Genomic DNA, 23,324 nt, shown 5'->3' with positions numbered 1-23,324 from the left:
ACCGCTATGGGTCAGGCGTCGTCCGGATCGAGCGGGGCCGCGCTCAGCCCGCGGGCGGCCAAGGTATCGAACAGACGGGGCAGCACCTCCAGAACGACCGGCCGGCCGCGGCCATCCCGCGGGCCATAGCCATCGTGCAGCAGCACGATGTCGCCGGAGCTCAGTCCGCGCACCAGAAAGGCGAAAACCCGCTCCGGATTTCCCAGTACCCCGTCGTAACCCCGGCGGGTCCAGCTGACCAGACGCAGGTCCAGCTGCCGCAACACCGGCGCGATCCAGGGATTGCGTATGCCGAACGGCGCCCGAAAGTATTGGGGGACGCGACCGGTCAACTCCGCCAGGGTTTGCTGCGCCCGGCGGATCTCTTCGCGCACTGCGCGCGGCCCCTGGAAGGCAAAGCCGTTGCGATGGCGCTCGCTATGGTTCTCGACCCGATGCCCTCGCGCCACGATCTCCCGGGTCAGCTCCGGATGGCGCCGCGCGCGTTCGGCAACGCAGAAGAAACTCGCCCGCGCCCGATACCGATCGAGCAGATCCAGCACGGCCGGCGTCGCGTCCGGGTCAGGCCCGTCGTCGAAGGTCAGGGCGACCTCGCTGCGTACCGCCCCTGCCGAGGGCAGACGCACCAGGTTGGGACCGAGCAGACTGTCCTGCGGCCGCAGACTCGCCGCGAACAGCAACACGTGATTGAGGATCAGCGCCTCGTCCAGCCAAGGCGCGCCCGCCAGGCCCGACAGCGCCAGCGGCCAGCCGCCCACCTGGAACAAGATCGACCCCTGGACGAAGGGCGCCGGAACCCAGGCGCGGAGTGCGGCGTATCGTTCGGTCATGCCAAACCGCCCGCACCATGCGCATCACCCAGGACCCCGCCAGAGCCAGGGCAGCGCGGGCGAAACCGGCCGCAGCCCTGCGCTTGCCACCGACGACCGCCCCGCAGCACGACGTGTCCGAAGCCGTCAGCCGTTATAATTCGCGCGCTTTCCTTCCTTTTCGGAGCCCCCCGCTTGGACGACGCCTCCCCGCGTTCGCCGCTGACCGCCGGCCGCAGACCCCGGACCCGACTGAGATTTCCACGCCTCTGGCAGGGCGTCGGCTGGGTGATGGTCGTCGTCGTCATGTGGCTGAGTCTAACGCCGCATCCGCCACAGCCGCCATCCCTGCTCGCGTGGGACAAAGCCCAGCACCTGACGGCCTATGCCGGCCTGATGTTCTGGTTCCGCCAGGCGTTCGCGCCGCACTGGCGTTGGCCGGCGTTCCTATTGGGCCTGGGCATCACGATAGAGCTGCTGCAAGGGTTCACAGGCGCGCGCGTCGCGGACCTGTTCGATATCGTCGCCAACGGACTCGGCGTCGCCATCGGACTGATCCTGGCCCAGTCGCCGTTGGGGCGCATGCTGGCCGCGGTCGACTCGTGGCTGGCCCTGGGTCCGGCCTGAGTTGTCACGCCTGATCGCCGCTGCTGGCCATGGCGTACTCGGGCATCGACTCGCCGGCCCGGCGAACAGGATACCGGGTCCCCTGACCTGAACTGCTTTGCAGCGGCTCGCGCGGGACCGGCGCTCAAGTTTCCCGGTTCGCGTCCCAGCAACACTTCCTTGACAGCAGCCCTGCGCATACTTAGCATGCTTCGATTTTGGGGCAAACGCCAAGACCTCCCTGAGCCGCGTCAGCGCATTTGATGAATGAAGCTTCCACCACCGCATCGGTCGCCACGGAAAACACCCCGTCGATAGCGGAAATCAAGGGGTTGGTCCAGGGAGAGATGGCCGCGGTCGATCGCCTGATCCTGGCCGAACTCAGCTCGGACGTCGTCCTGATCAATCAGATCGGGCAGTACATCGTTCAGAGCGGCGGCAAGCGCCTGCGACCCAACCTGCTGCTGCTGGCCGCACGGGCCGTCGGCTACCGCGGCGAAAATCACATCACGCTCGCCACGGTCATCGAATTCATCCATACCGCGACGCTGCTGCACGACGACGTCGTCGACGAGTCCTCGCTCCGCCGCGGCCGCGACACCGTCAACTCGTTGTGGGGCAATTCCGCCAGCGTGCTGGTCGGCGACTTCTTGTACTCGCGCGCGTTCGAGCTGATGGTGCGGGTGCAGAAGATGCGGATCATGGAAATCATGTCCCGCACGACCACGGCGATCGCCGAGGGCGAAGTCCTCCAGCTGCTCAACTGCAACAACCCCGCCACGACCGAGCAGAAATATCTCGACGTGGTGTCGCGGAAGACGGCGATCCTGTTCAGCGCGGCGGCGCAGCTGGCGGCGGTGGTCGCCGAACAACCGCCCGAAGTGGAGACGGCCCTGCGCGCCTATGGCCTGCATCTGGGCATCGCCTTCCAGTTGATAGACGACTCGCTCGATTACCAGGCCGATCCGGCCGAGCTGGGCAAGAACCTCGGCGACGATCTGGCCGAAGGCAAGCCGACACTGCCGCTGATCTACGCGATGGAGCGCGGATCGGAAGCCGATCGTGCACTGCTGACGCACGCCATCGAACACGGCAACCGCGAAGTCTTCGGCGAAGTCTTCAAGATCATTGAATCCACACGCGCAATCGCGTACACTGCGCGGCGTGCCAGAGAGGAGGCGGACAAAGCCATCGCCGCCGTCGACATCCTCCCGGCATCCACTTACAAGCAGGCCCTCATCGGCCTCGCACGATTCTCGGTCGATCGCACGTACTGACCGTTCCCAGTTTCGGGGTGTAGCTCAGCCTGGTAGAGCACTGCTTTCGGGAGGCAGTGGCCGGAGGTTCGAATCCTCTCACCCCGACCAGTAAAAACAGTCCTTTATACGACCCTTAGCCGGTCGAACCCGGTTACGGCGTGACCAAATCGTGACCGATCCGACTCCAGGGCGCTGACCGCAGCGCGGGCGTTCTCCGGCGCCAGGTGCGCATAGCGCATCGTGATCCGAATGTCGGAGTGGCGCAGCACCTCCGCGACCTCCCTGATCGGCACCCCGGCCTGCACCAGCCAAGCGGCACAGGTGTGGCGCAAATCATGCGGACGGAAGTCCGTGATCCCTGCCCGCCGGCACGCGCCGTAGAAGCCGGTGTGGATCGACGCCAGTCGTTCCCCCGACTCATGGGCAAACACCCATGGCGACCCCGGGCAATGTGTCGCTCGGAACCGCGCCCGGGAGCGCAACGCCTCGCGCGCATCCCGATTGATCGGAACACTGCCGATCTTCCCGTTCTTCTGATGCTCCGCGTGCAGGTAGACCAGGTTCGCCTGCAGATCCACTCGACTCCATTCCAGGCCCAGCAATTCACCCGAGCGCATCCCGGTGTGCAGACTGAGCACGATGAAGTCGACCAGATGCGCGCTTTTCGGCTCGTTGCCGGCGGCAGTGATCAAACACGCCGCCTCCGGCCGCGTGAGCCAGCGCATACGTCCTGGCGGCTCGCGGAGCTTTCGCCCCGCGAACGCGTTCGGAACGTCCCACTCCAGCTCCTTCCGCGCCCAGTTCAGCGCACCGCGGATCAACGCGATTTCCTTGTTGATCGTGCCCGCCACTACCCCGGCCTTCTGCCGCATGGCGATATAGGCCCGGACATCCGCCCCGCAAATCTTCGCCAGTTCACGTCCTGTAAAGAACGGAAACAAATGTTTCGCGGAACTCCGGTCCCGCTCGCTGCTGCGTTTCGCCAAACTCGGCCCCTGCAGATACGCGAGCATCAGTTCGTCAAACATCCGTGTCGGCTCTTCGTCCCATTTTTCGAGCCGAAAAGCCTCCAGCTTCCATTTCGCTTCTAGGCCAGCTGCTTCTTTGCGGTCGGTAGTCCCAGTAGAGCGCCTAAGGCGTCGGCCGCTGGCGTCGGTGTACGACACCCACCAGATGGGGCTGTCTTTTCGTTTGTAAGGCATGTGTATGTCTCCTGTCGCACATGCCCCGCGCGCGGAGCATTATGCGCGGTTTGGGTATGGCTCGCCACCCATGCCCGGAGTCCCTCGACCGGCACCGTCAACCGGCGACCGATACGAACCACCGGCAACTCCCCGGCCTCGATCAGCCGCCGCACGGTGCGGACCGAGATCCCACCCAGTAGACGCGCGGCATCATCCAGGCTGCACACGAGCGAGTCTTGGGTCACGGCGAGGCGACCTCGGCGCTGTCGTCCTTGGATGTGGTCTCTTCCGGTTCCAGGGGGAACCCCGACATGACGAAGCGCGCGGGCGTACCTTCGACCGAGAGCGTCTCGACGATCCGCGCGGCGTCCCAACCGAGGATGTTGGAGAGGAACCAGATCAGCTTGCCGTAGCTCTTCCGGGCGTAATGAATCAGCCGCTCGAAACTGATCGTGAAGCGTGCCTTGTGGGTCCGGATGCGCTCTTGTGTCTCGGACACCCAGCTCATGCAGGGATAGGCGCCTGCGAGATAGACCCCAGGCCGGAGCAGCACATCGCGCGGGATGATGCGATCCACCGAGTGGAGTTCCAACTCCCAGCGAACCCACGGACTGTCTGGATCACCCAGTTGCCTGCCCTTCTCGTAGATCCGGAGCAGTTTGCCGCTAGAGCGACTACCGACATAGAGGGTCTTGCCCTGGCCGGAACCGAGATCATCCACGTACTTTGCGGTCGGCGGGCGTCCGCCGGTCGTGAACCCGCCGGTCGCCAACAGACCCAAGCCGGTGGCGATGTCGAACACCCCGGCGTAGTCGTCGTGTGCCAGATCGACTCGGGTGATCTTGGCGTCTCGTTGCACCAGCCACCCATGCACCGCCAGCCAATTCGGCACCAGCGCGCAGGCTTCGCCGGACAGACTCAGGAAACAGGTCCCGCCTTGAGACGCACCGCCTTGCGCCAAGATCCCGACACGGTGCCCCAGTTCCCAGGAATCGGTGTACCCCAGGTGCCCGCTCTTTCGCTTGCTGCCTACGGGTATACCGAAGATCCGTTCCATATCCTCGACGAGCCAGGCATCCAGCACGCGACTCCCCCGCTTCGGCACATGCGGGAAGGTGACGTTGAGCCAATCGATCAGCGCGGCGTCACCCACTCCCTTGCCCGCGTCCTCACAGGTACTTTCCCCCCGTATTACCTCACGGGGGGACGCCGGCAAGGGGGCGTCGACATGGCAGCCTGCGAGCTCAGCAGTAGCGGCCGCGCCGGGCGCGGGCGCGTCCGGTCGCGCGCCTCCGCGCCCCGCGTGGCCGCGGCCCGGGTCTGAGGGATCGGAACGGTTCATGGCGTACACTCCAAAGGGGTAATCAGTTACCCTAGAGTGTAGCCGGGAGGAAGGGGGCTTTGTGACCCCTTAGCGTGGAATCTGTGATCTACTCGTCACTAATCTCGCGCCGCTGCTCGACCTTGATGTCGCCGCTGACGGCTTTCCAAAAATTCCCAAGCTTTTTGGCGATCTGGTAGCCCAGGGAGCGGTAGGCCATCGGCCCTTCCTCCGGGAAGAACTCCCGCACGTTGATGCCGAGGATCTCTTCGTACTTCCGGATGGTGCGCTTGTTGTGGACCAGCACGAGGACCTTCCAGCCGACGTGATCGCCGAAGCGCAGCAGGCCCAATGCGGCTTCCAACTCGTCGAGCTGACCCTTGAAGTTCGCCAGCGCGTCCCGCTCGACGCGCATCAACTGGGCGATGCGCTCTTCATCGCGGACAGCGAGTCTCAGGAGGTTCTGTTCGTACTTTGGGTTTTTGCGCATGGCGTCTTTGGTCCGTCCATAAACGACACGGTAACGCCACGCAAGGAGCTTCGCAACCCCTCAGGTTGAGGCGGCGAAATGGCCTACGAGTCCTAACGTAGAGGTGAGGGGCGCCCGGAGCGCGAAGCGCGGAGGGAACTTGCAGCTTGAAGGCCGTCCTTCTTGACCGTCGGGTCAGCCCGCATCTTGGTACAGCAGAGCAACATTGCTTGAGTCGAATGACTCTAGGCCTGCAAGCGCGTTATCAAAGCGCTCCTGCAACAGTTTCTGAAGCTCAAAAGCCTGTTCTAAGGTTTCAACCTGATACTCACCGCACGAACGTTCCATAATTTCATTTAGAATAAGGTCTAAGTAGTCGTGTCCATTTTCAATTAGGGTCGGTAGATAGCTTGGCGTTCTTCCTGCGTGAACTAGCAGATTTCTAGTTCTGTACATTCGCCGCAATTGCCAGGACACCTTCTTTGAGTGGGTATCCAGAAGATCCTTAACTGAGCCCGGAGATCCTAACGATTCAGCTAACGTGAACAGGCGAAACCTAAGAAGATGAAAATCTTTGAGTCGGCAGTATAGATCAGACCGTAGAGGTTGATTTTTATCGAGCGCCAAAAGGTGCAGCAGTCGAATTGCTGCTTTGCTGCTCTTTAAATCCGGTACCTGTTTTAGAAACTTTCTTGTAACCCCATTATTCCAGAACAATAGGTCAGCAAGCGCTCTATCGATTAGTCGCCGAAGATAAGTGAGCCGCAGGAACGGGTCGACCGAACTGATGATATTGACAACCTTGTTCTTTCCAGAATGCGATGGAACCAATGTTTCAATCGAAATCCAGAGATTCAATAACTGATTTTCAGAAACTTCATTGGTGACGCAAATTCCATGGAGGTCGACAATTCGATTAAACTTGTCAAAACTGCCGCCAAACTTCAAAGAGAGGTTACGTAACATCCAATTCAATCGCTTCGACGCGTGAACGGGATTCATGTCGAACGCCTTTTCCATCGAACTCTTCGGAGCGCCAATTAGGGTGGGCACCTCCGAGCAGCATTGGCTGATGAGCGTAGTTGGTTTCCAACGTAGCTCGTTTCGATGAAAAAACAGAGTAAACAGGTCCCGCAATGTATCAATCCGCCTTTCCGCTTTTGTGCGCGCGGAATAGCTGTCAAAAGATCGAATATCTCGAACTTGGACTAGTGCCTCGTCTTCAGAAGGCACGAACCTATTGGCTTCTGCAAACGCTCCCAGCGATTGCGGAATGTTATCGAGAATGTCAATACGAAATTCCTTGATCGACTTCTTTACTGTACGAATGTCCTTTGACACCAGGAAGTAGACGTCGAAGTCGTGAATGGTTGGCTCAATTTCGGAAAAGAACAGTTCAATGTCGTCAGGCTTTGTGATGACCGGTGCGTCCCCAAAGAAAAAGAACTCTTTCGTCTTTCGGCAGAGGAATGCTTTACTCAAGCCAATATTGACAAGGCAAGTTACGAGTGCCCTTGAATAGCTATCTATTTCTTTTTTCGCCTGCTTTTCGATTGCGATTTTGAGAAGAGAGCGACACCTCTCGAGATAGCGAGTTGGATCAAGCGTCTTCGAGAGAACTTCTAAACGTAGCTTCTTTTGACTGAGTGATGTTTCGTGAGAAAGAAGGTAATGTTCCAACGGTACATCCAACAAGCTCTTGGATATCCTGTCATTCCGAATAGCCCACTGAAGCTCATCCAGTACATGTACTAGATTGGCGTCGTCAATCAACTCGTCTTCAACGTCATCGATTAAATTCAGCGCTTCAATGCACAGAAACGGAGGATTGAGTGCAGCTGGCTTATGCGAATCAAGCGAGTAGTCAAATAGCAACTCGTCTAGCCGCTGAGCAAAGAAAAGGAGGCCACAAACTGAGTCGCTCAATACCCACTTGTGAAGACTTCGAAACTTCATGTTTTAGTGACCTAAAGAAATAACGTTTGAGCTGAGGGGCCCCCCTCTGTCAAGCTACATGTCGTATCAGGTAGATTGAATTCTTAGAGACCAGAGAGGGCGGACGAGAGCAGACGGTGAAGGTTCCGCTCCAGCAAAGGGTTGGCCTCACTGCGCTGCGGCCAGGTGAAAGCTGTCAAGCGCTTGCAAGAACTGTTCAACTCCATCGCTTCGACGGGAGTAGCAGCTTGCGACGGGCATCTGTGTTCCTGCAGTCTTTATGCGCTGCTTCATCTTTGCCACGCGGTCTGCCCAGGCCCCATCTAGCAAGACGAAGTCGCAGCAGTTCACTGGCACCGCCGCGTGCATCATGTCCATGATGTCGTTGTCAACGAACGGCAAAGTCGGGTCAAGAACGAACTCGCGCATCAACTCCGCCATGATGACGATCATGCGCGTTCGCTTGGCGGTCGGGCGCATGTTGCGCGCCGCTCGGACGTACGCCGCGTCGGCACGCTGTGTTTCCAGCCCTGCACGAATCGCCGCGAGCGTCTCTCGGGTGACTCCTTCCAGCAGCGAATGGTTGTCGCGAGCCATGGCAATGAAGCCTCGCATTGTGAAGCCATGTGGTTCGCCTTGGGCGCGCTCCGCAAACAACTTCAGCTGTGGCAGGTCTGCCGGTGGCCAGAAGCGCTGAATGTTGTTCTGTTCCAGCTGTTCCTGTTCTTGCAGCTTGTCGAACGCGAAATCCGTAAGGAATATGTTTGGCAGGAGTCGTTCGATGAACTCCTCCGCAGCAACTGTATGGCGACGATCGTCGTCACGCGCGAACTCTGCGAACGTGAAGTTCGAGAGTAGCAGTGTGCCGCCCTGCCTGAGTAGTGTGGCCACGAATCTGTCTTGGAGTTGGCGCTCATCGGAGAAGAGCCGTATGGCCCAGTGGTCAAGGTAGACCGTTGGCGAAGGGAATGATTGGCGTACCCTCGTTTGATCGCCCAACACTTCGAACTCGATCGGCATTGTTCGCAGTACGCAGGAGGTTCGGTCGTGAGGCCTACGGTGTAATAGACACCCTAATCGGCGCAATACGACACGCCGAATGGGGCGTGTAAGCCGGCCAAGAGTTGAGTAGCAGGCGAATTTTCATGCGGTTCCATTCGCATAAGGATGCGTCCTTTTTGTTTATACACCGTCCGAAGTACTACCCGCAAGACAACCGCATCGCCGCGATCGGGCGGACGCCTCCGGCGGGGTGAACGTTGCTACAGTGCCAGCGGGATCGCGTGACCCGATCGTGACACCCACCAGTCGATTCGGGGGCAGTGATGTCACTTACAGTCACGTTGGCGCGGGACATGTGCTTGTAAGTGATTGAACTAGATGGTCCCGAACGGGGCTTGCCGTATTCGGGAGGCAGTGGCCGAAGGCTCGACTCTTCTTGCCCATAGCAGTGAAAGCAGCCCATTCTCGACCCTTGCCACCTCGAACCCGGTCACGGCGTGAGATCGTGTTCCGATCACGGCCTGATCCCCGGCGCACACTACCCACGGCAACGCGGGTTCGCCGGCGAGTCAAAAGCCTGTGGGGCGTTTCGCTTCACAGCCAGGAAGTCGATAAGCAAACTTGGACGAGACTGCGACCGGCAAACTGAAATTGGCGCCGTCGGCTCGGATGGCCTCTCAAAACCGCACCATCGTCTGGACGTAGAAGTAATTGACGTTGTCACGGTTGGTCGGCGCGTCGGGGGCATTCCGGGCGAATGTGCCCTTGATCAGAGTGTTCCAGCCGGCTTCCAGGCTGACGTTGTCCCGTGCGTCCCAGCGCATCGAGAATTCCACGGTATGGCCCAGGAAGTCGCCCGACTTGCCCGTGGGATCGATCAATCCGGCGGGTTGCCATGAGGCTCGCGCGTTCGCCATCCACCACGCTCGATAGGCCACGAAGCCGGTCAGGTCGCGGTGGGGTATGAACAGCAGGCGGGTACCCGGCGCGTTGATGTTGTTGCGGGAAAACGGCCCGAAGATGCCGGTGGGTCCGAAGTCGAAGCGCCGGGCGCCGTAGAGGGTATCGAATGAGCGGTTCGTGCCGGCGCCTTGACCGCCGGTCGCATAGTCGTACTGCACCAGCAGCCGGGGTTCCCAGGGCAGATCGAAGGTATATCCCAGATGGAGATGTTCGAGAAAAGCTTCATGGTCCAGCTCGCGGGCTATCGCCGTCGCGCGGGAGTTCCCGGTTTGTGCCCCGCTCTCGATCTCGAAATCCCTTAGGCCCTTCCGCGCTGGCCAGAATACCCGGAATCCCGGTGTGAACAGACGGCGGCTGCCGGCCAGTCCGGGGTTGCCATCAGGAAAGTCGCTGCTGGGATCCTCGTTCAGGTAGTAGCAGTACAACTCGCCTCGAAGATCCCACGGAAGTGCCGCCGTTTCCGCGAACACGCCGGCAAACAACTTGTTCCCCTGCTCCTGATCCCAGGCCCAGTCGTTGTTCAGCAGTTCGGATTTTTCATCGGGCAGGCGGAGCACGGGGTGGGTTGCGAACGCGAGCACCTGCCAGTCGCCGTCGCCGTCCCGAATCCGTGCCATCAGCCCGGTAAAGGCATTGACGGTGTTGCGAAAGGCATTCCGGGCGACCAGCCGCCGGCTGCCGAGGTCCAGGGTTTGCCGGCCGCCCTTGATTTCGAAACCGAGCCCAGTGTCGAGCAGGTCCGGCGTCGACCACGCCGCGTAGAGCTGGGTGAAGTCGGCGACGTTCACCATCGAATTGTTCAGGGTGTAATCCGCCTGGGCGCCGAACTGCCGCGCGTCCCAGAACTCGAAGCCGGCCCGGAATCCGGCATGGTGGGCTTCGATCCACAGGACGGTCTGCAACGGAATCTGGTGTTCGCCCCCGGTCTGACCGCGCCGCCAGGGCACGTCGAAGGTTTCGTACCGGGTTCGATGTTCCAGCGTACCGTTGAGCCATTCGGGCATCCCGAGTACCCGCCTGGCGTTCAGGCGCTCGCCCCAGACCCACCGATTGCGGCCCGTCAGCCAGTCCTTGCGCTGGCTGCCACCGGCCGTCAGGCTCCAGCGGTTCGGCTGTTTGTACTCGGGTGGCGTGGCCCCCGGCTGGTCCTGCGCCGGGCTTGCGCCGACGCCCGGGTCGAGCTCATCGGCATCCAGTAGATCGATTGGCTTCGATCGCGGCTCGGTAGGCCGTTGAACCGGTGCCTTGGCGGTAGCGGGTCGTTGGGCCGCGGTGGGCGGTGAGCGCTGGGCCTCGCTCCGCTCTGCCGCCAGCGACGGCGGGGCAAGAACGACAAAGCCCAGCAGGGTGACGATGCAACGCTTCAGGCGGCGAACCCCGTCTGTTGCCGAATCCATGGTGTATCGGTTCCGCCCGGCTGATCGGGGTGCGGCCAAGGCCTATCAGCAACGCCCCAGTTCCAGAGCGAACCCGCGGTCAGGGCGACGCTGCCCACGCGCTTTCCGATGATCGCAGCGGGCAAACCGACCGTCACGGCCATGACGCCCGGTCCGGCGCGGTCGGCCAAGTCCTAGCCGAGCCACGCCGACGGGCGGCACATCAGTCCCCGGCGCTGGTCGGCGGAAGCAGTTCGGGTACCTCGAGTTCCTTCGATTCCGGCACGCCCGGCTCCTTCGGCGGGGCCGTCCCCGGCATGATTTCGAAGTCCGGCGTGAACTTGACCAGGATACTGCGGAGCTGGTCGAACGGTTTCCGATCGCCATCGAAGCTCGCCTTGCCGTCCTTGAGCAGGTCATCGAAGGTCTTCTGCCCCATCATGACCCAGTCGAGATCGCTGCGGTTCACGGTGATGGTCAGGTCCGGACTCTTGGCCTTGACGCCCTTGATGTTCGTCAGCGTGGCATTGCTCATCTCGACCAGGAACGCTTCGCCGTTGTCAGGCGTGATCAGGTTGATCGTGAAACGCAGGCCATCCGCCTTCTTCGGGTCCACGCTGATGCCGAGGAAATCCAGCCAGTTCTCCGTGGACATCGCCCGTATCACGTCCGGACCGGTCGACTTCGGCGGGACACCTTTCGGCAGCCCCGAACGCAGTTCATAGGCCCCGGCCAGGAAGCTGTTGCGAAGGCTCGGGCTCTCCTTCTGATAGCCGATCTGCTCGAACACGTCCGCCAGTAGGTTCTTGGCCGCCTGATTCTTCGGCTGGGCCAGCACGAGTTTGTTCAGGATCTCGGCAGCTTCCAGGTACTTCCCCTGATCATGCAGCTGTTTGCCCTTGGCCATGATCTTGCCGGCCCCGCCCATCATCTCGACATACAGCGGTGCGGAGTCCTTCGGCGACAGCGGCACCAGCGTGGCCGGGTTACCGTCCCAATAGCCCAGAAAGCGGTTGATGACACCGCGGCTGTTGTGCTGCTCGGACCCGTGGTAGCTGTGTGCCGCCCACTGCTTGTAGAGACTGTCCGGCAGCTTGTAGACGTTGTGGATTTCGTTGATCGTGACGCCCCGGTTGGCGTAATGCAGCGTCTGGTTGTTCAGGTTGGCGTAGGCATCGCGCTGCGCCCGCATGACTTCCTGGATGCGGTCATTGCCCCAGCGCGGCCAGCTGTGCGAGGCGAACATTACCTCGGCCTCCTGGCCAAACTTGAACAAGGCCTCGTTGATGTGTTTCGACCAGTTCAGGGCGTTGCGCACCGGCGCACCACGCAGCGTGTAGATGTTGTGGATCGTGCCGGTGATGTTCTCGGCCGCCCAGAACGCCTTGAACTGCGGGAAATAGGTGTTCATTTCCGCCGGCGCCTCGGTGTCCGGCGTGTTCTGGAACACCATCGTCACGCCGTCGACCGTCAGTTCCTCGAAATCCTTGGTGATCAGCCGATTCGGCGCGATCAGGCCGGTGTTGCCGTTGGCGACGTTCTTGCCGATCGACTGGTCGACGTGGCCGAAGGGGCTGCGCGCCAGCAGCACGGCGTATTGCATCTGCGTCCGGCGCGACATCGCATTGCCGGCCAATACGTTCTCCGCGATCGCCTCGTGCATGAAATGCTCCGGGGCGATGACCTTGACCTTGCCGCTGGCCACGTCGGCCTCTTCGACGACGCCGCGCACACCGCCGAAGTGGTCGACGTGCGAGTGGGAATACACGACCGCGACCACGGGCCGGGCGCCCAGCTTCTCGTTGATGAACTCGAGCGCGGCGCGCGCCGTTTCCCTCGCCGTCAGCGGATCGAAGACGATCCAGCCGGTGTCGCCCTTGATGAAACTGATGTTGGCGAGGTCGTAGCCGCGGACCTGGTAGATCCGGTCCGGCAGCACCTCATAGAGTCCGTAGGCCATGTTCAGCACCGCCTGCCGCTGCAGCGACGGGTGGATGCTGTCGAAATCCTTGCCCTGCAGCAGGAACTCGTAGCTGCCCATGTCCCAGGCGACATGACCGGCATCGGCCTTGATCTGCTTGTACGGCGGTTCGGCGATGAAGCCCTTCTTGGCCTCTTCGAAGTCGCGCTGGTCGTCGAACGGCAGCGTCGCCTTGATGCCCTGGCGCAGTTCGATCGTGAACTTCGAGGGTGCCTTGCCTTTCGGGTGGAAATGCCCGACGGCCGATATCGGCGTTTCCTGCGTGGCCTTGGCGGTGCGGCCGGTCGCAGCGAGGCTTCCCTGGCCCATAGGGCTCAGCCCTGCGGCGATGGCGAGAACGAATGGCAGTGCTTTGGCGTTGTTCATCTGGAATTCCTTGTTCAGGTGGGCTGTCGGAAAACTGCAATACTCGCTTGGGGCTGTTCGAGTCGCCCTTCCGATCTCGTTTTGGCGCTTGACTGACGACCGCGCGCGGCAGGCTGCTGGAGTTGCCCGCATTCGCAACGGCGACGACAAGCATCCGGAATACCTCGGAGCATTTTAGTGATTCCTTCAGCTTGGCCGTACTATGCCCAACGAATTTGAGGGGTAATAGCGAGCCGCTTGCCCCATGGGCCGGAAGAAGTTTCGGGTACAGGAGTGTGGTGGAATTTCCTACGGCGTCCTGTACTGCGGGCAATCAGAAACCGGTCTGAGCCAGCACCTCCTTCAGTAGCTCTTCGAGGTCGTGACTCATCAGATTGATGTCGGCCTCGAGCAGCGCCAACATGGCTTCGAGATCCCGGAGTTCATCAATCGTGTAGTTTCCCCCGTTGCCGAAGAACAGCGCGATCCGGTGCCGCTCGTCGTCCGAGCCGGGCTTGCCGAGGCGGCCGTCCTTCCGCCAGCGCGCAATCAAGCTGTCGCGCAGGGAGAGATGAGCACGCTCATCCCCCGAAGGGTGGGTCAGGAATCGCCAGACCAGGGCCGGCAGCAGCCTGGATTGCTCCGGACCCTCCCAGACTTCCCGGAGTATGTTCCGCTCATGGTGAAGCTCGTGCCGAGCCTCACCGAACAGGGCTGCGGACCCCAGCGCGATCTCGGCGGCGCCCGAGCCGATGGTCACTGCGTCGGCCGCAACGCCCTGGGCTTCCAACGATAACGCGCCACTGAAAATCGCGCCGAGGCCGGCGACCACCAGCGAAAAAACCGTCAGCCGTGTCACCCATTGCTGCCGCCCCTTTTCCAAGCGGTCCGCCAGGGCCTGGGCCCGCTCGCTCTCGCAGTCCACCTCGGCAGCGGCGCTGTTCACATCGAGGGACGCGAGCAGGATGCGCGTCGAAAGTCGCTCGCGGACCTGAAGCTGACGCAGCATGGTGGCCGTATCGCCCTGGGCCGGCTGCTCATCGGGTTCATGCAACTGGGCCAGGAGGTCATAGGCGCCGATCAGTAGGGCGATTTCCAACGCGACCGGCGAGAAGCCGCGAAGTGCCGGGACATTCGGCGTGACGCCGATGCGGCTTTGTGCGGGGACCGGGACGGCCGGTCTATGGGCTGATGGCGGCCCGCAATGCCAATCGGGACCAACTTCACGCGGCGCTGCTTCGGCCCGACGCGTGTCATGGGCGCACCCGGATAGCAGAGCGAGCGAGACCAACCACACCACGCCACCGAGAGAAAGTGGCCCCGAAGCCATCCATCGGGATCCGCGTGCCTGACGCAGGCCAGATTGGCCTACTTTTTGATGAAACACACCGACCACTGCCCGCTGAAACGTCACAACCGCATCTCGCCATCTCATCCGCACGTCAACGGCCCTTGGCCCCAGGCCAGTCCACGCTTCCCGCTCAGGGCTCAGGGCCCCGGTAAACTGAGTGTGGCATCGTCACATAGCTCGAGACGGAAACAAAGGCGGCCCAAATCCCCGCGCATCACGCGAAATACCCGGCCAAGAATTCACAAGGTGTCCGTATTGTTACCCGAAAACTGGCTCATATAACGCGCATGGTATCTTACGCGTCTGTGCCGTCTTCGACGGCTGAAGTGAAAGCCGTTTGATGTGAGTGAGGGATGGATAAGGCGATGGCAAAAGCGTCCGTAAAGAACGGCAAGGCCCGGCAAGCATTCCGGGCAGGCAGTTTGTCGGTTCAATTGAGCCCGGTGATCCTGCTTTCGATCCTGGTGTTTGCACCTCGCGTCCATGCCGAGGAAGCGCCCGGGGCGTCGGGCAGCCCGTGGGCTTTCAACCTGTCACTGTACGCCTGGATGAGCGGCCTGACCGGGAATTTCTCCGCCGGCCCCTTGAATCGTTCGGTGGATGCCAGCTTCATCGACCTGGCCGAGAATTCCCGGCGCTTCCCGATCGGCTTCATGGGCCGTTTCGAAGCGCATTACGAGCGCCTCGGTGCTTATTTGGACGGCAACTACATGAGCCTGGCGTTCGACCCGAAATTCCAGCGCTTCGGCCGGGGGGTGGATACCGAACTGGGCTTGATGGATTACGGACTCATGTACCGTCTGGTCGGACCCACGGCCGACGAGGCCACGACCCTGCATGGCGAGAGACGGCCCAACCGGCTGGACGTCTACGCCGGCGCCAGAACACTGTGGCTGGACAACAGCTTCACGGTGACCGTCCCCGGCGTCGGCCTGTCGCGAACTTTCTCGATGGATGGCAGTTTCACGAGCCCGCAGATTGGTGGTCGTTTCATCGTCGACATCACGCAGGACCTATTCCTGCTGACCGATGCCAATCTCGGCGGTTTCGGCGCCGATGGCGTGTCGTTCACGGGCGGCGTGCTCGGGATGCTCGGTTACCGGGTGAACGCGGGCGACCTTCCACTGTCGATCCAGGCGGGGTACAAGGCCTTGCGGTACGAAGTGAACGGTGGTGAACGCGTACCCATCAGAACGCGCGCGACCCTGAACGGCCCCTTTCTCGGCCTGACGGGCTACTGGTAACGCCTCGTTCACGGCAGGGTTCTGCTGGCCGCGCCTCGTCGCACGCGTTCCTCCCGAAACCCATCCGGGTCCATCTGTGCCCACCGTTCCAGCGCCAGTCAACAAGTACCCCATTGACACGGCCGTGGCACCCGCAGACCGTTGAGGCGAACCTGCACCACCGCGTCGTCCCTCCGCGACATCGGACGGTTTTCCGAAAACAGCGCCAGCTTGGTCGCTTGACCTAGATCCTCGTCGAAGACCTCGATGGTCCGGGGCCACGCCGCCCTGCTGCTGGTCGTTGATCTTCCCGAGATACAGCACCTGACGCTGGACCACCCGTACATCGGACGTCCGATGGTTTTCCCCCACGCTGCATTAGCCGTGCTCCTTGCCATCCTAAAAAGCGGGTCGTGGCGCGTAGAAACATGCCCGAAGTGTCGCCCGGCCGCGGCCCCTGACACGAGAGTAGGTTGGCACTATACGCGCTTTCTGGCCGCCAAGCTCAATCAAAGCAGGGTGTTACATCCGCCTTCGGCTCCAGAGTCGTGAGACTTTCCGGCGAATCGACGAAGTCGGGCTACCTGCGGCAACTGGCCGAAACTACGTAGACCCAGTATTTTAGTCGGTTTATGCTTTAGGTCCGAGATCGCCCGCAAGCGTTATCCGCTCGCCCAACCCGCTAGAGCCAACGGCTCGCGTTATTCAACGGGAGAACGAGATGAAATGCTGAACTCCTTGTCAGTTAAACAATCAACCAAGAGTGTTACAGGCACTGGGAGAAGAGAGATGACGTTTTTTTCATTGCTGTCCAGCGGGTCGACCTTCGGTCGAACAGGGGCACTGGGTTCCCTTATTCTGGCCGCTCTTCTGGCGGCACCTGGGGCAAGTGCTAACGGGTCCGGAGGCAAGCCACCACCGGGGGATGGTGTAGAGATTCGCTACAACGAATACAGCCGGACGCCCTCAATCGGTCGAGGTGTGGGTACCTCCACTGACCCGCGGGATCCCGGCTATGGCGCCATGCGCTTCTTTATCGAGAATGTCAAGAAGAAGACCAAAAACGCAGAGGGAGGGCAGGTTACGTTTGTGCCTGACCAGAGCATCTCGCGTGGGGAAAACGCGCTCCGCGCAGGTGTCCAGTTTGGCCAGAACCCGGATGGCGTGATCGATGGCAATGCCTTATTCGACAACGTCAGTTGGGGGTTTATTTTCAACTCATGGCCGTTCGGTCTTCGATTCGAACAGGCCCTGAAGTTCCTGTACCATGCAAAGTTCAATCTCCCCGGTGGGGGTACCGGTAACGGCATCGCGCTGGCTCAGCGTGTGCTGGACAACCGCGGCGGAACGCAGGTTGTGTTCCCGGTCATCGGCAGTACGGCTCAGGTCTCGGGGTACTTCCCGCAGCCAATCGGGCCGGCCCGCTGTAATCCGGGTGATCGCGAGTGCCGGAAGCAAAGCCGCGGCATAGGCCTGAAGGGCATCTGCACGTCAGGCTGGGCCATCCGGTATCTCGAGGCACCGCAGGACACCCTGGATACGGCCTGCGACATTCTCGTCGAGCGCGGCATCATTCCGACGCAAACGCTGTTGTTCTACCCGCCGGTCGGGGGTCAGTCGGTGCTGATCCCATCGCAACGGCGCGCGATCCAGGGCTTCGAGTTCACGGTTCCCTCGGACGATGTGCTCGAGTTTTTCGAGGCGACGACGGCTGATCTGCCGCCGGGGAGCGGCCCTGACGATGGCGATCTGGATTGCACACCTAAGCTCCCACGAGGTGAAGTCGTTGCCCCGGACACCGAGCGAAACTGCGACCAGAATGTCGCTCAGGCCGGAGCGAGATACGCCCACACCACGTCATGGCATCAGCCGTACCTGCTCGCCTGGATACATATCGACCGGAAAGTCTGGGACGGCCTCAGCGATGAGCAGCGGAAGGCGATCGAAAAGGCGGCGCAACTGTCGGTTCGGCAGTCCTTCGACGCGACGGACAGCGTGCAGTGTGAGCGGCTGAAGGATATTCTTGATTTCAACAACGGGATCAAGCAGCGGAACACGGATGGTTCCATACGTCGGATCACAATGCGGGATAGCTGGAAGTGGTGGGAGGAGCCGCGCCAGCAGCCGGTTAGCGCCGACGTCACGCTCGCCACATGGCCCCAGAAAGCTTTGGACGTGCTGTTGGAAGGCCGGAATCGTTTCTTCGCTCGGCTTGAGTCCGAGGACCCGGAGTTCGGCATCATCTGGGACGCTGCCAGCGGCTTCGCAAAGAGGAATGGCTACGACCGGTTTGATCCTGCACCGTTCCCGTCAGCAAACTCGCAATGCGATGTCGTATCCAAAGGCGGGTCTCCTTCCTAAAGGTACGATCAAGACAACGATGATGACGACTGATATCTGCTGCAATAACGACGTGGAGATCTGAAAATCGGGTGGCGGTAACGGGATCGCGCCCGTCAACCACCGGGTCACCAGAGGCAGTCGCCCGCCTCTGGTGCCTACAAAACGCAGCGTGCAGATTTCCCCCACCATGCTCTCCAGAGAGTGGTTCACAGCACTGCGATAGCCTGCAATTCCCGGTGCGGAAGAAGAAGCTTTGGGCGCAGTAGCGGTAAACGCGCCTTGATCTGATTGAACATCACCCAAGTGACAGTCACCGCCCGGCTTCGGCTGCTCAACATCTTCCGCCAGTAGCGTTCAACTCCGCTGAATAAGGCGTCAGGTTAACCTTTCGGAGGTGATTCCATCTTCCGCCGGCTTCGCCTCAGCGAAAGCCACGACAAAACAAAACAGCGAAACGCGGGATCTTCTGTTCCGAAGAAGTGGGTCGAGAAGGGAGCGCGGGCGGAGCCAAGGGGGCTGATGCTCGGCCGGGACCATGGCGGGGGTTTTCCGTCGACGCTGCAGTCCGGGTCCGCGCCTGGCATCAGGCTGGCTTGGAAGGGCTGATTCTTGACTGCGCCCAGCCGATCTTTGCCGGCGAACGCCTTCCAGATCGTCATCCGCCCGCCGATCCTTCTTTCACGCACGGGCTGCCCTCGCTCACCAGGCGAAAGAGCATTGTTCAGGTCACTGTCAGTCAGAGGGTTGTGTGTCTGCATCGTAATGGCTGCGGCGCCTCAACTCCTGGCGCGAACTCAAGGGGCCAGGTCCGTGTCATCCTTGCCAACCACCGGCACCATCCAATCCCGCATCGGGGCGCTGGCGTTCGAGGGCGGTTATCCGACCGACGCCACCGTCGCCAAGCTGTACGACGAGATGGACTTCCAGCGGGCCGTGCAATGCTACCTGTGGGCGGTTCCGATCGTCTCCTTCGCAAAGTGGCAGGAGCAGCACGAGACCGTGTTCGGCCAGCAGGACGGCGACCTCGTACAGATGGCGAGTTCTCGCGACAAGATGGGCATGCTCACCCCGAACGACAGCACGACCTATCTGATCGGATTCTGGAACCTGGAACGGACCGGCCCGATGGTGATCGACTACCCGAAGGGCCCGACGACCGGCGGGATCCTCGACATGTGGCAGCGGCCGATCACCGACATGGGCCTGAGTGGTCCCGACAAGGGCGAAGGGAGCAAATACCTGATACTGCCTCCCGGTCAGAAAGTTCTCCCGGGCATCGAAGGCTATCGCGTCTTCGAGTCTCCCACCAACAAAGTCTTCCCCGGCCTTCGCATTCTGACCACCGACCCGCAACGGGCGGAAGCGCTCAAGGGCAGTTATCGAGCCTACCCGTATTCCAGGCGCGACACCCCCCGTATGACGCCCGGTTTTTTTGAATCGCATGATCCAGCACGAGCCTTGGCTGGAGCGCGACCGTGCCATGATTGACACCTTGCGTACGCAAGGCATTCAAAAGGGCAAGACGTTCGCACCCGATGCGAAAATGGTGCAGACCCTCAACGCCGCCGCCAAGCAGGCGCGTGCGTATCTCGATGGGAAGTACCAAGAAGTCGTCACGACAGGAGCCTTTGCCCCAGGGAGCCGGTGGGCTTTCCCCGAGTCGCTGGGACTCGTCTTCAAGGCGGCCAGCGCGCAGTTTGGGGAGCCCGACGTTTACCCGGTCGAAGCTCGGGGCTCGCTGCTCTCGTTCATCTTCTTCCTGCCCAAGCGGTTGGGGGAAGGCCAGTTCTAGCTAATGGCCATCGAGGACGAGCAGGGCAGGCCGCTGGATGGCAGCAAGACCTATCGACTCAAGGTCCCGGCCCAGCAGTACTGGCCGCCGACGCTGTACGATCGGGACACTCACGCGCTCATTCGCAAGATGTCACACGCGGCCCGTTCCTTCCAGAGGCAGGGATTGCAGGTCAATAAGGACGGATCGGTGGACCTGTACTTTGGTCCGAACGCCCCGCCGGTCAAAGAGTCGAACTGGACTCCAACCGATCGCGGTCGGGGCTTCGAGATCCTGTTCCGGTTCTACGGCCCCCTTCCGTCACTCTTCGAAAAGACGTGGGTGCTGCCGGACGTCGAGCGCGTGAAGTGAAATCCAGCGCGCCTCCCCTCTGACCGTCTGGGCGATCCAGTTGGGCTGGGGAGAGCTTCCGGGCCCTCAGAGTCGAGCGGCTGTAGGGCATCCACGCCAACACGCCCGGAATCTTTCGGGCCGTTTCATGCGTGAGCAGTTGCAGTCGGCCGGTGACCTGGAGATGCGGTGGGCTGCCGCGACTGCGCCGGCGGCGCATTGCGGCGGCACGGGAGTCGGTGAACTTATCGGAGATTCCTGGATCGATGCGAATGGCACCCGCCCTTCGGGCTGCCGGGGTTGGCGGATTTTTTCCTGAAGAGGAGTCTGATGATGATAAAGAAAATGACGAAATTGCTGGCGCTGGGCGTTGTGTTTGCGATAGCTGGTCCAGCGTCTGGCGAGGACAATCCGTCTGGGTCTAGTGCTTCTGAAACCTCTGCCGCGGGCGGCGTCGATAGCGCCATAAGCCCGAATCAGCACAGTGCAAAACAGGCATCCAAACGGAGTGCAAAGTCGCCCACTCGGAACGCCCGAAGAAAGGGTGCCGGTCCACAGGACCGTTCTGCGCACGCCAAGCGGCACCAGGAGAAAATGATGGGCCAGTCGGCTCGCCGGCCCAGTCTCGTCAGCAAGCAGTTCAGCGGGAAGAGTCCGGCCGCAGACACTTCGTCAAACCCGGCCAGCCCGGACACAGCAACCGGATCGCCCACACCTTGAGATTCGCGCCATTAGAGGATGCCGTGATTGCGGATTCGATGGGCCTTCCAGCTGGCGCCGGCGCGTAGACGACGGAAATTCCCAATCACTCTTATCAAGGATGCTGACTTGTTGAACACCTCTACGACAGAATCCATCCGCTTCGCCACCTTGGGCGTTCTGATGAAGGGCGTTGGCAAAATCATGCGGTTCGTGCCGATTCCCCAGCCCGGGCTCCTGGTCGGCCCCGGATCCAGCGGCCAGCTTGGTCAGGCCATCGCCGGCTTTGGCCATTCAAAGATCCTGATCGTCACGGGCGGCTCCCTGCCCAGGCGCGGTCTGCTGAAACCGTTGACCGATGCGCTCGACGCCGCGGGCACGCCGTACGTAGTGTTTGACGAAATAACGCCGGACGCCCCGCTGCCGTTGGTCGAGAAGGGCATCGAGCTCTTCCGGTCCAACGGCTGTGATGCGATCGTGGCGGTTGGCGGCGGCTCGCCGATGGATGCCGCCAAGGCGATCGCCGTGGCGGCGGCCAATCCACGCAAATCGCTGCGCCAACTCGCCGGCTACTTCAAAGGCCTGCGCAGTCCCGTGAAAATCTATGCCGTGCCGACCACCGCCGGCACCGGGTCGGAGGTGACTGTGGCGGCGGTGATTTCCGACCCGGCCAACGAGCGCAAGCTAGTCCTGGTGGACTTTCGGATGGTGCCTAAGATGGCAGCGCTGGACCCGAACCTGATGACGGGTTTGCCACCCCACATCACGGCCACGACCGGCGTCGACGCGCTTACCCACGCCGTGGAAGCGTTCGTCGGCAATTGGAAGACGCCGGCTTCGGATCGCATGGCACTGTCGGCGGTGGGGCTGATCTTTGAAAACCTCCGCACGGCTTACCGGGACGGCGGCAATCTTACGGCACGGGAGAACATGGCGCTGGCATCGACCCATGCGGGCCTCGCCTTCACCCGCGCCAATGTGGGCTACGTGCACGCCATTGCCCACCAGTTCGGCGGCAAGTATCACACGCCGCATGGACTGGCCAACGGCATCATGCTGCCGCATGTGCTGGAGTATTCCATGCCCTCCATCACAGACCGTTTGGCCCAGTTGGCCGTGGCCGCCAAAGTCGCCACCGAGAGCGAAGGCCCGCAAACCCGGGCCAACAGGTTCCTCGAGGCAGTAAGGGAACTCAATGCCGACCTCCAGATCCCGTCCACGCTCGATTCGTTGCGGGAAGCCGAGATTCCCGGTCTGGCCGCTGCCGCACTACGCGAGGCCCACACCGGCTACCCCGTGCCGCGCTACATGAATCAGTCGCAATGCGAGAGCATGCTCCGCGAGGTCCTGCCAGGCACTCGACAAGGCCATTGAGGGGCGCATGGGCGCCCACAGGACGCCGGGCAGGCCCATCGCGAGGCGCTCAAGCAGCCCGCCAGTGGATCAGGGCTGCGTGTCACAACTGATCACGGACTCGACCGGATCTCCGAGGCTGCCGTCCGCGTTTTGTGGGTAGTAGCTTATCTTGACCTCACCTGCCCGTACGACCAAGGTCTCGGTCAGCGGCTCAGTTCCACCCGCAACACCCGTATCCACCGAGGCGATACGTGCCCTGCTTAGCGTAAGCTTGAGAAATACCTGCCGGTTTTCGCCTCCTTGCTCACTTTCCAACTCGATGGTCTTGAAGCGCTGAGCCAGCACCGCCGCGGCTGACAGCGCGGGACTTGCGATGTCCAATTCCTTACGGATCGTCAGGCCGCTGCAGTTGTTTCGTGTCAACTTCAAAGAAAAGGCGGATGCCTCGATCCACCCCGCATGATCCTTGTCCAGAGACGCGCCCGCTACGCCGGGCACCAGCATGTAGGTCCGGGTGTCCGCCTCTGCCACCGTAAACGGCGCCACCGCCGCCATGAAGCACACGACCGCAAGTGCAGGCCGAATCGCCGAGTGCCTCTCGTAAACCTTCATTTTTCTTATCGACATGACACGACTCCTGTTCATTAGGCGGTGCGACTCCGCCGACAACGGCTCGATTGCAACCCGTCAACAAAGGCGGGAAACACCCTCGTTACACTAGACCATCCTGCCGACCTCCGCGCGTGGGATGTCCGTAGGAGGCCAAAAGCTCCAGCCAACCGCGCGGCATGCGCTGCGACAGTCAATTCAGGACCACCGCCGGGGCGGCAGGGTGTCAAAGTGGGGCGGGAAAAATGGTCCGAGTGACCTGCCTCCGCCATCGGTCACCTTGCTATGGCCGTCCCCGCCACATCCAGGAAGTGCGCCCGGCCCACATTGGCGAGTTCCGAGACGAACCGATCTCTCAGGCCAGGCGACGG

The 23,324-nt window shown here is 61.4% G+C and carries 19 protein-coding genes and 1 tRNA gene; 9 read left to right on the top strand and 11 right to left on the bottom strand.

Annotation, left to right across the window (positions count from 1 at the left end; all coding sequences use genetic code 11):
- Positions 1–11: 11 nt before the first annotated feature.
- Positions 12–830, bottom strand: a complete 819-nt coding sequence (locus tag ACW73L_RS12190; protein WP_498922323.1) for a polysaccharide deacetylase family protein — start codon at positions 828–830, stop codon at positions 12–14.
- Between the two features lie 174 nt (positions 831–1,004).
- Between ACW73L_RS12190 and ACW73L_RS12185 the strand changes: the two genes are divergently transcribed.
- The 3 genes from ACW73L_RS12185 (at position 1,005) to ACW73L_RS12175 (ending at position 2,782) form a co-directional block, all read left to right on the top strand.
- Entirely contained in the window at positions 1,005–1,436 is a 432-nt protein-coding gene (locus ACW73L_RS12185; RefSeq protein ID WP_498922321.1) for a VanZ family protein, read from the top strand.
- Between the two features lie 242 nt (positions 1,437–1,678).
- Positions 1,679–2,692 (top strand): octaprenyl diphosphate synthase, encoded by a 1,014-nt coding sequence (gene ispB, locus ACW73L_RS12180; protein WP_139559161.1) that lies wholly within the window; start codon positions 1,679–1,681, stop codon positions 2,690–2,692.
- Between the two features lie 13 nt (positions 2,693–2,705).
- Positions 2,706–2,782, top strand: a tRNA-Pro gene (locus tag ACW73L_RS12175).
- Positions 2,783–2,796: 14 nt separating this feature from the next.
- On the opposite strand, the gene ACW73L_RS12170 is transcribed toward ACW73L_RS12175, so the two are convergent.
- The 9 genes from ACW73L_RS12170 to ACW73L_RS12130 form a co-directional block, all read right to left on the bottom strand.
- Positions 2,797–3,876 carry a tyrosine-type recombinase/integrase gene (locus ACW73L_RS12170; RefSeq protein WP_498922320.1) on the bottom strand — a complete coding sequence of 360 codons (1,080 nt, stop codon included), beginning with the start codon at positions 3,874–3,876 and terminating at the stop codon, positions 2,797–2,799.
- Positions 3,762–4,085, bottom strand: a complete 324-nt coding sequence (locus ACW73L_RS12165) for a helix-turn-helix domain-containing protein (protein WP_498922605.1) — start codon at positions 4,083–4,085, stop codon at positions 3,762–3,764. The genes ACW73L_RS12170 and ACW73L_RS12165 overlap by 115 nt, the downstream gene beginning before the upstream one ends.
- Positions 4,086–4,099: 14 nt before the next feature.
- Positions 4,100–5,200 (bottom strand): replication initiation factor domain-containing protein, encoded by a 1,101-nt coding sequence (locus tag ACW73L_RS12160; protein ID WP_498922319.1) that lies wholly within the window; start codon positions 5,198–5,200, stop codon positions 4,100–4,102.
- Positions 5,201–5,288: 88 nt separating this feature from the next.
- Positions 5,289–5,669, bottom strand: coding sequence for a hypothetical protein (locus tag ACW73L_RS12155; protein ID WP_498922317.1), 381 nt, complete (start codon positions 5,667–5,669; stop codon positions 5,289–5,291).
- A 174-nt stretch (positions 5,670–5,843) separates the two neighbouring features.
- Positions 5,844–7,604: a hypothetical protein gene (locus ACW73L_RS12150; RefSeq protein ID WP_498922316.1), complete on the bottom strand. Its 1,761-nt coding sequence runs from the start codon at positions 7,602–7,604 to the stop codon at positions 5,844–5,846.
- A 147-nt stretch (positions 7,605–7,751) separates the two neighbouring features.
- Entirely contained in the window at positions 7,752–8,603 is an 852-nt protein-coding gene (locus tag ACW73L_RS12145) for a hypothetical protein (protein WP_498922314.1), read from the bottom strand.
- Between the two features lie 659 nt (positions 8,604–9,262).
- Entirely contained in the window at positions 9,263–10,945 is a 1,683-nt protein-coding gene (locus ACW73L_RS12140) for an alginate export family protein (protein ID WP_498922313.1), read from the bottom strand.
- A 202-nt stretch (positions 10,946–11,147) separates the two neighbouring features.
- Complete coding sequence (locus ACW73L_RS12135; protein WP_498922311.1) at positions 11,148–13,271, bottom strand: alkyl/aryl-sulfatase; 2,124 nt, start codon at positions 13,269–13,271, stop codon at positions 11,148–11,150.
- A 313-nt stretch (positions 13,272–13,584) separates the two neighbouring features.
- Complete coding sequence (locus ACW73L_RS12130) at positions 13,585–14,349, bottom strand: hypothetical protein (protein WP_498922309.1); 765 nt, start codon at positions 14,347–14,349, stop codon at positions 13,585–13,587.
- Positions 14,350–14,966: 617 nt separating this feature from the next.
- On the opposite strand from ACW73L_RS12130, the gene ACW73L_RS12125 reads away from it, so the two are divergent.
- From ACW73L_RS12125 to ACW73L_RS12100, 6 genes are all read left to right on the top strand, one after another.
- Complete coding sequence (locus tag ACW73L_RS12125) at positions 14,967–15,845, top strand: hypothetical protein (protein ID WP_498922308.1); 879 nt, start codon at positions 14,967–14,969, stop codon at positions 15,843–15,845.
- 960 nt (positions 15,846–16,805) lie between these two features.
- Complete coding sequence (locus ACW73L_RS12120) at positions 16,806–18,185, top strand: type 2 periplasmic-binding domain-containing protein (RefSeq protein WP_498922306.1); 1,380 nt, start codon at positions 16,806–16,808, stop codon at positions 18,183–18,185.
- A gap of 792 nt (positions 18,186–18,977) precedes the next feature.
- Positions 18,978–19,655: a DUF1254 domain-containing protein gene (locus ACW73L_RS12115; protein WP_498922305.1), complete on the top strand. Its 678-nt coding sequence runs from the start codon at positions 18,978–18,980 to the stop codon at positions 19,653–19,655.
- Complete coding sequence (locus ACW73L_RS12110) at positions 19,648–19,959, top strand: hypothetical protein (protein WP_498922303.1); 312 nt, start codon at positions 19,648–19,650, stop codon at positions 19,957–19,959. The genes ACW73L_RS12115 and ACW73L_RS12110 overlap by 8 nt, the downstream gene beginning before the upstream one ends.
- Positions 19,960–19,962: 3 nt before the next feature.
- Positions 19,963–20,310 (top strand): DUF1214 domain-containing protein, encoded by a 348-nt coding sequence (locus tag ACW73L_RS12105; protein WP_498922301.1) that lies wholly within the window; start codon positions 19,963–19,965, stop codon positions 20,308–20,310.
- Between the two features lie 849 nt (positions 20,311–21,159).
- Positions 21,160–22,362 (top strand): iron-containing alcohol dehydrogenase, encoded by a 1,203-nt coding sequence (locus tag ACW73L_RS12100; RefSeq protein WP_498922299.1) that lies wholly within the window; start codon positions 21,160–21,162, stop codon positions 22,360–22,362.
- Positions 22,363–22,431: 69 nt separating this feature from the next.
- Here the strand turns inward: ACW73L_RS12100 and ACW73L_RS12095 are convergent, their stop codons facing one another.
- Entirely contained in the window at positions 22,432–22,971 is a 540-nt protein-coding gene (locus ACW73L_RS12095; protein WP_498922298.1) for an Hcp family type VI secretion system effector, read from the bottom strand.
- Positions 22,972–23,324 lie beyond the last annotated feature (353 nt).

The organism is Methylolobus aquaticus, assembly GCF_054172105.1.
The sequence above is the reverse complement of the archived record's forward strand: the minus strand, read 5'-3'. Positions and strand labels throughout refer to the sequence as shown.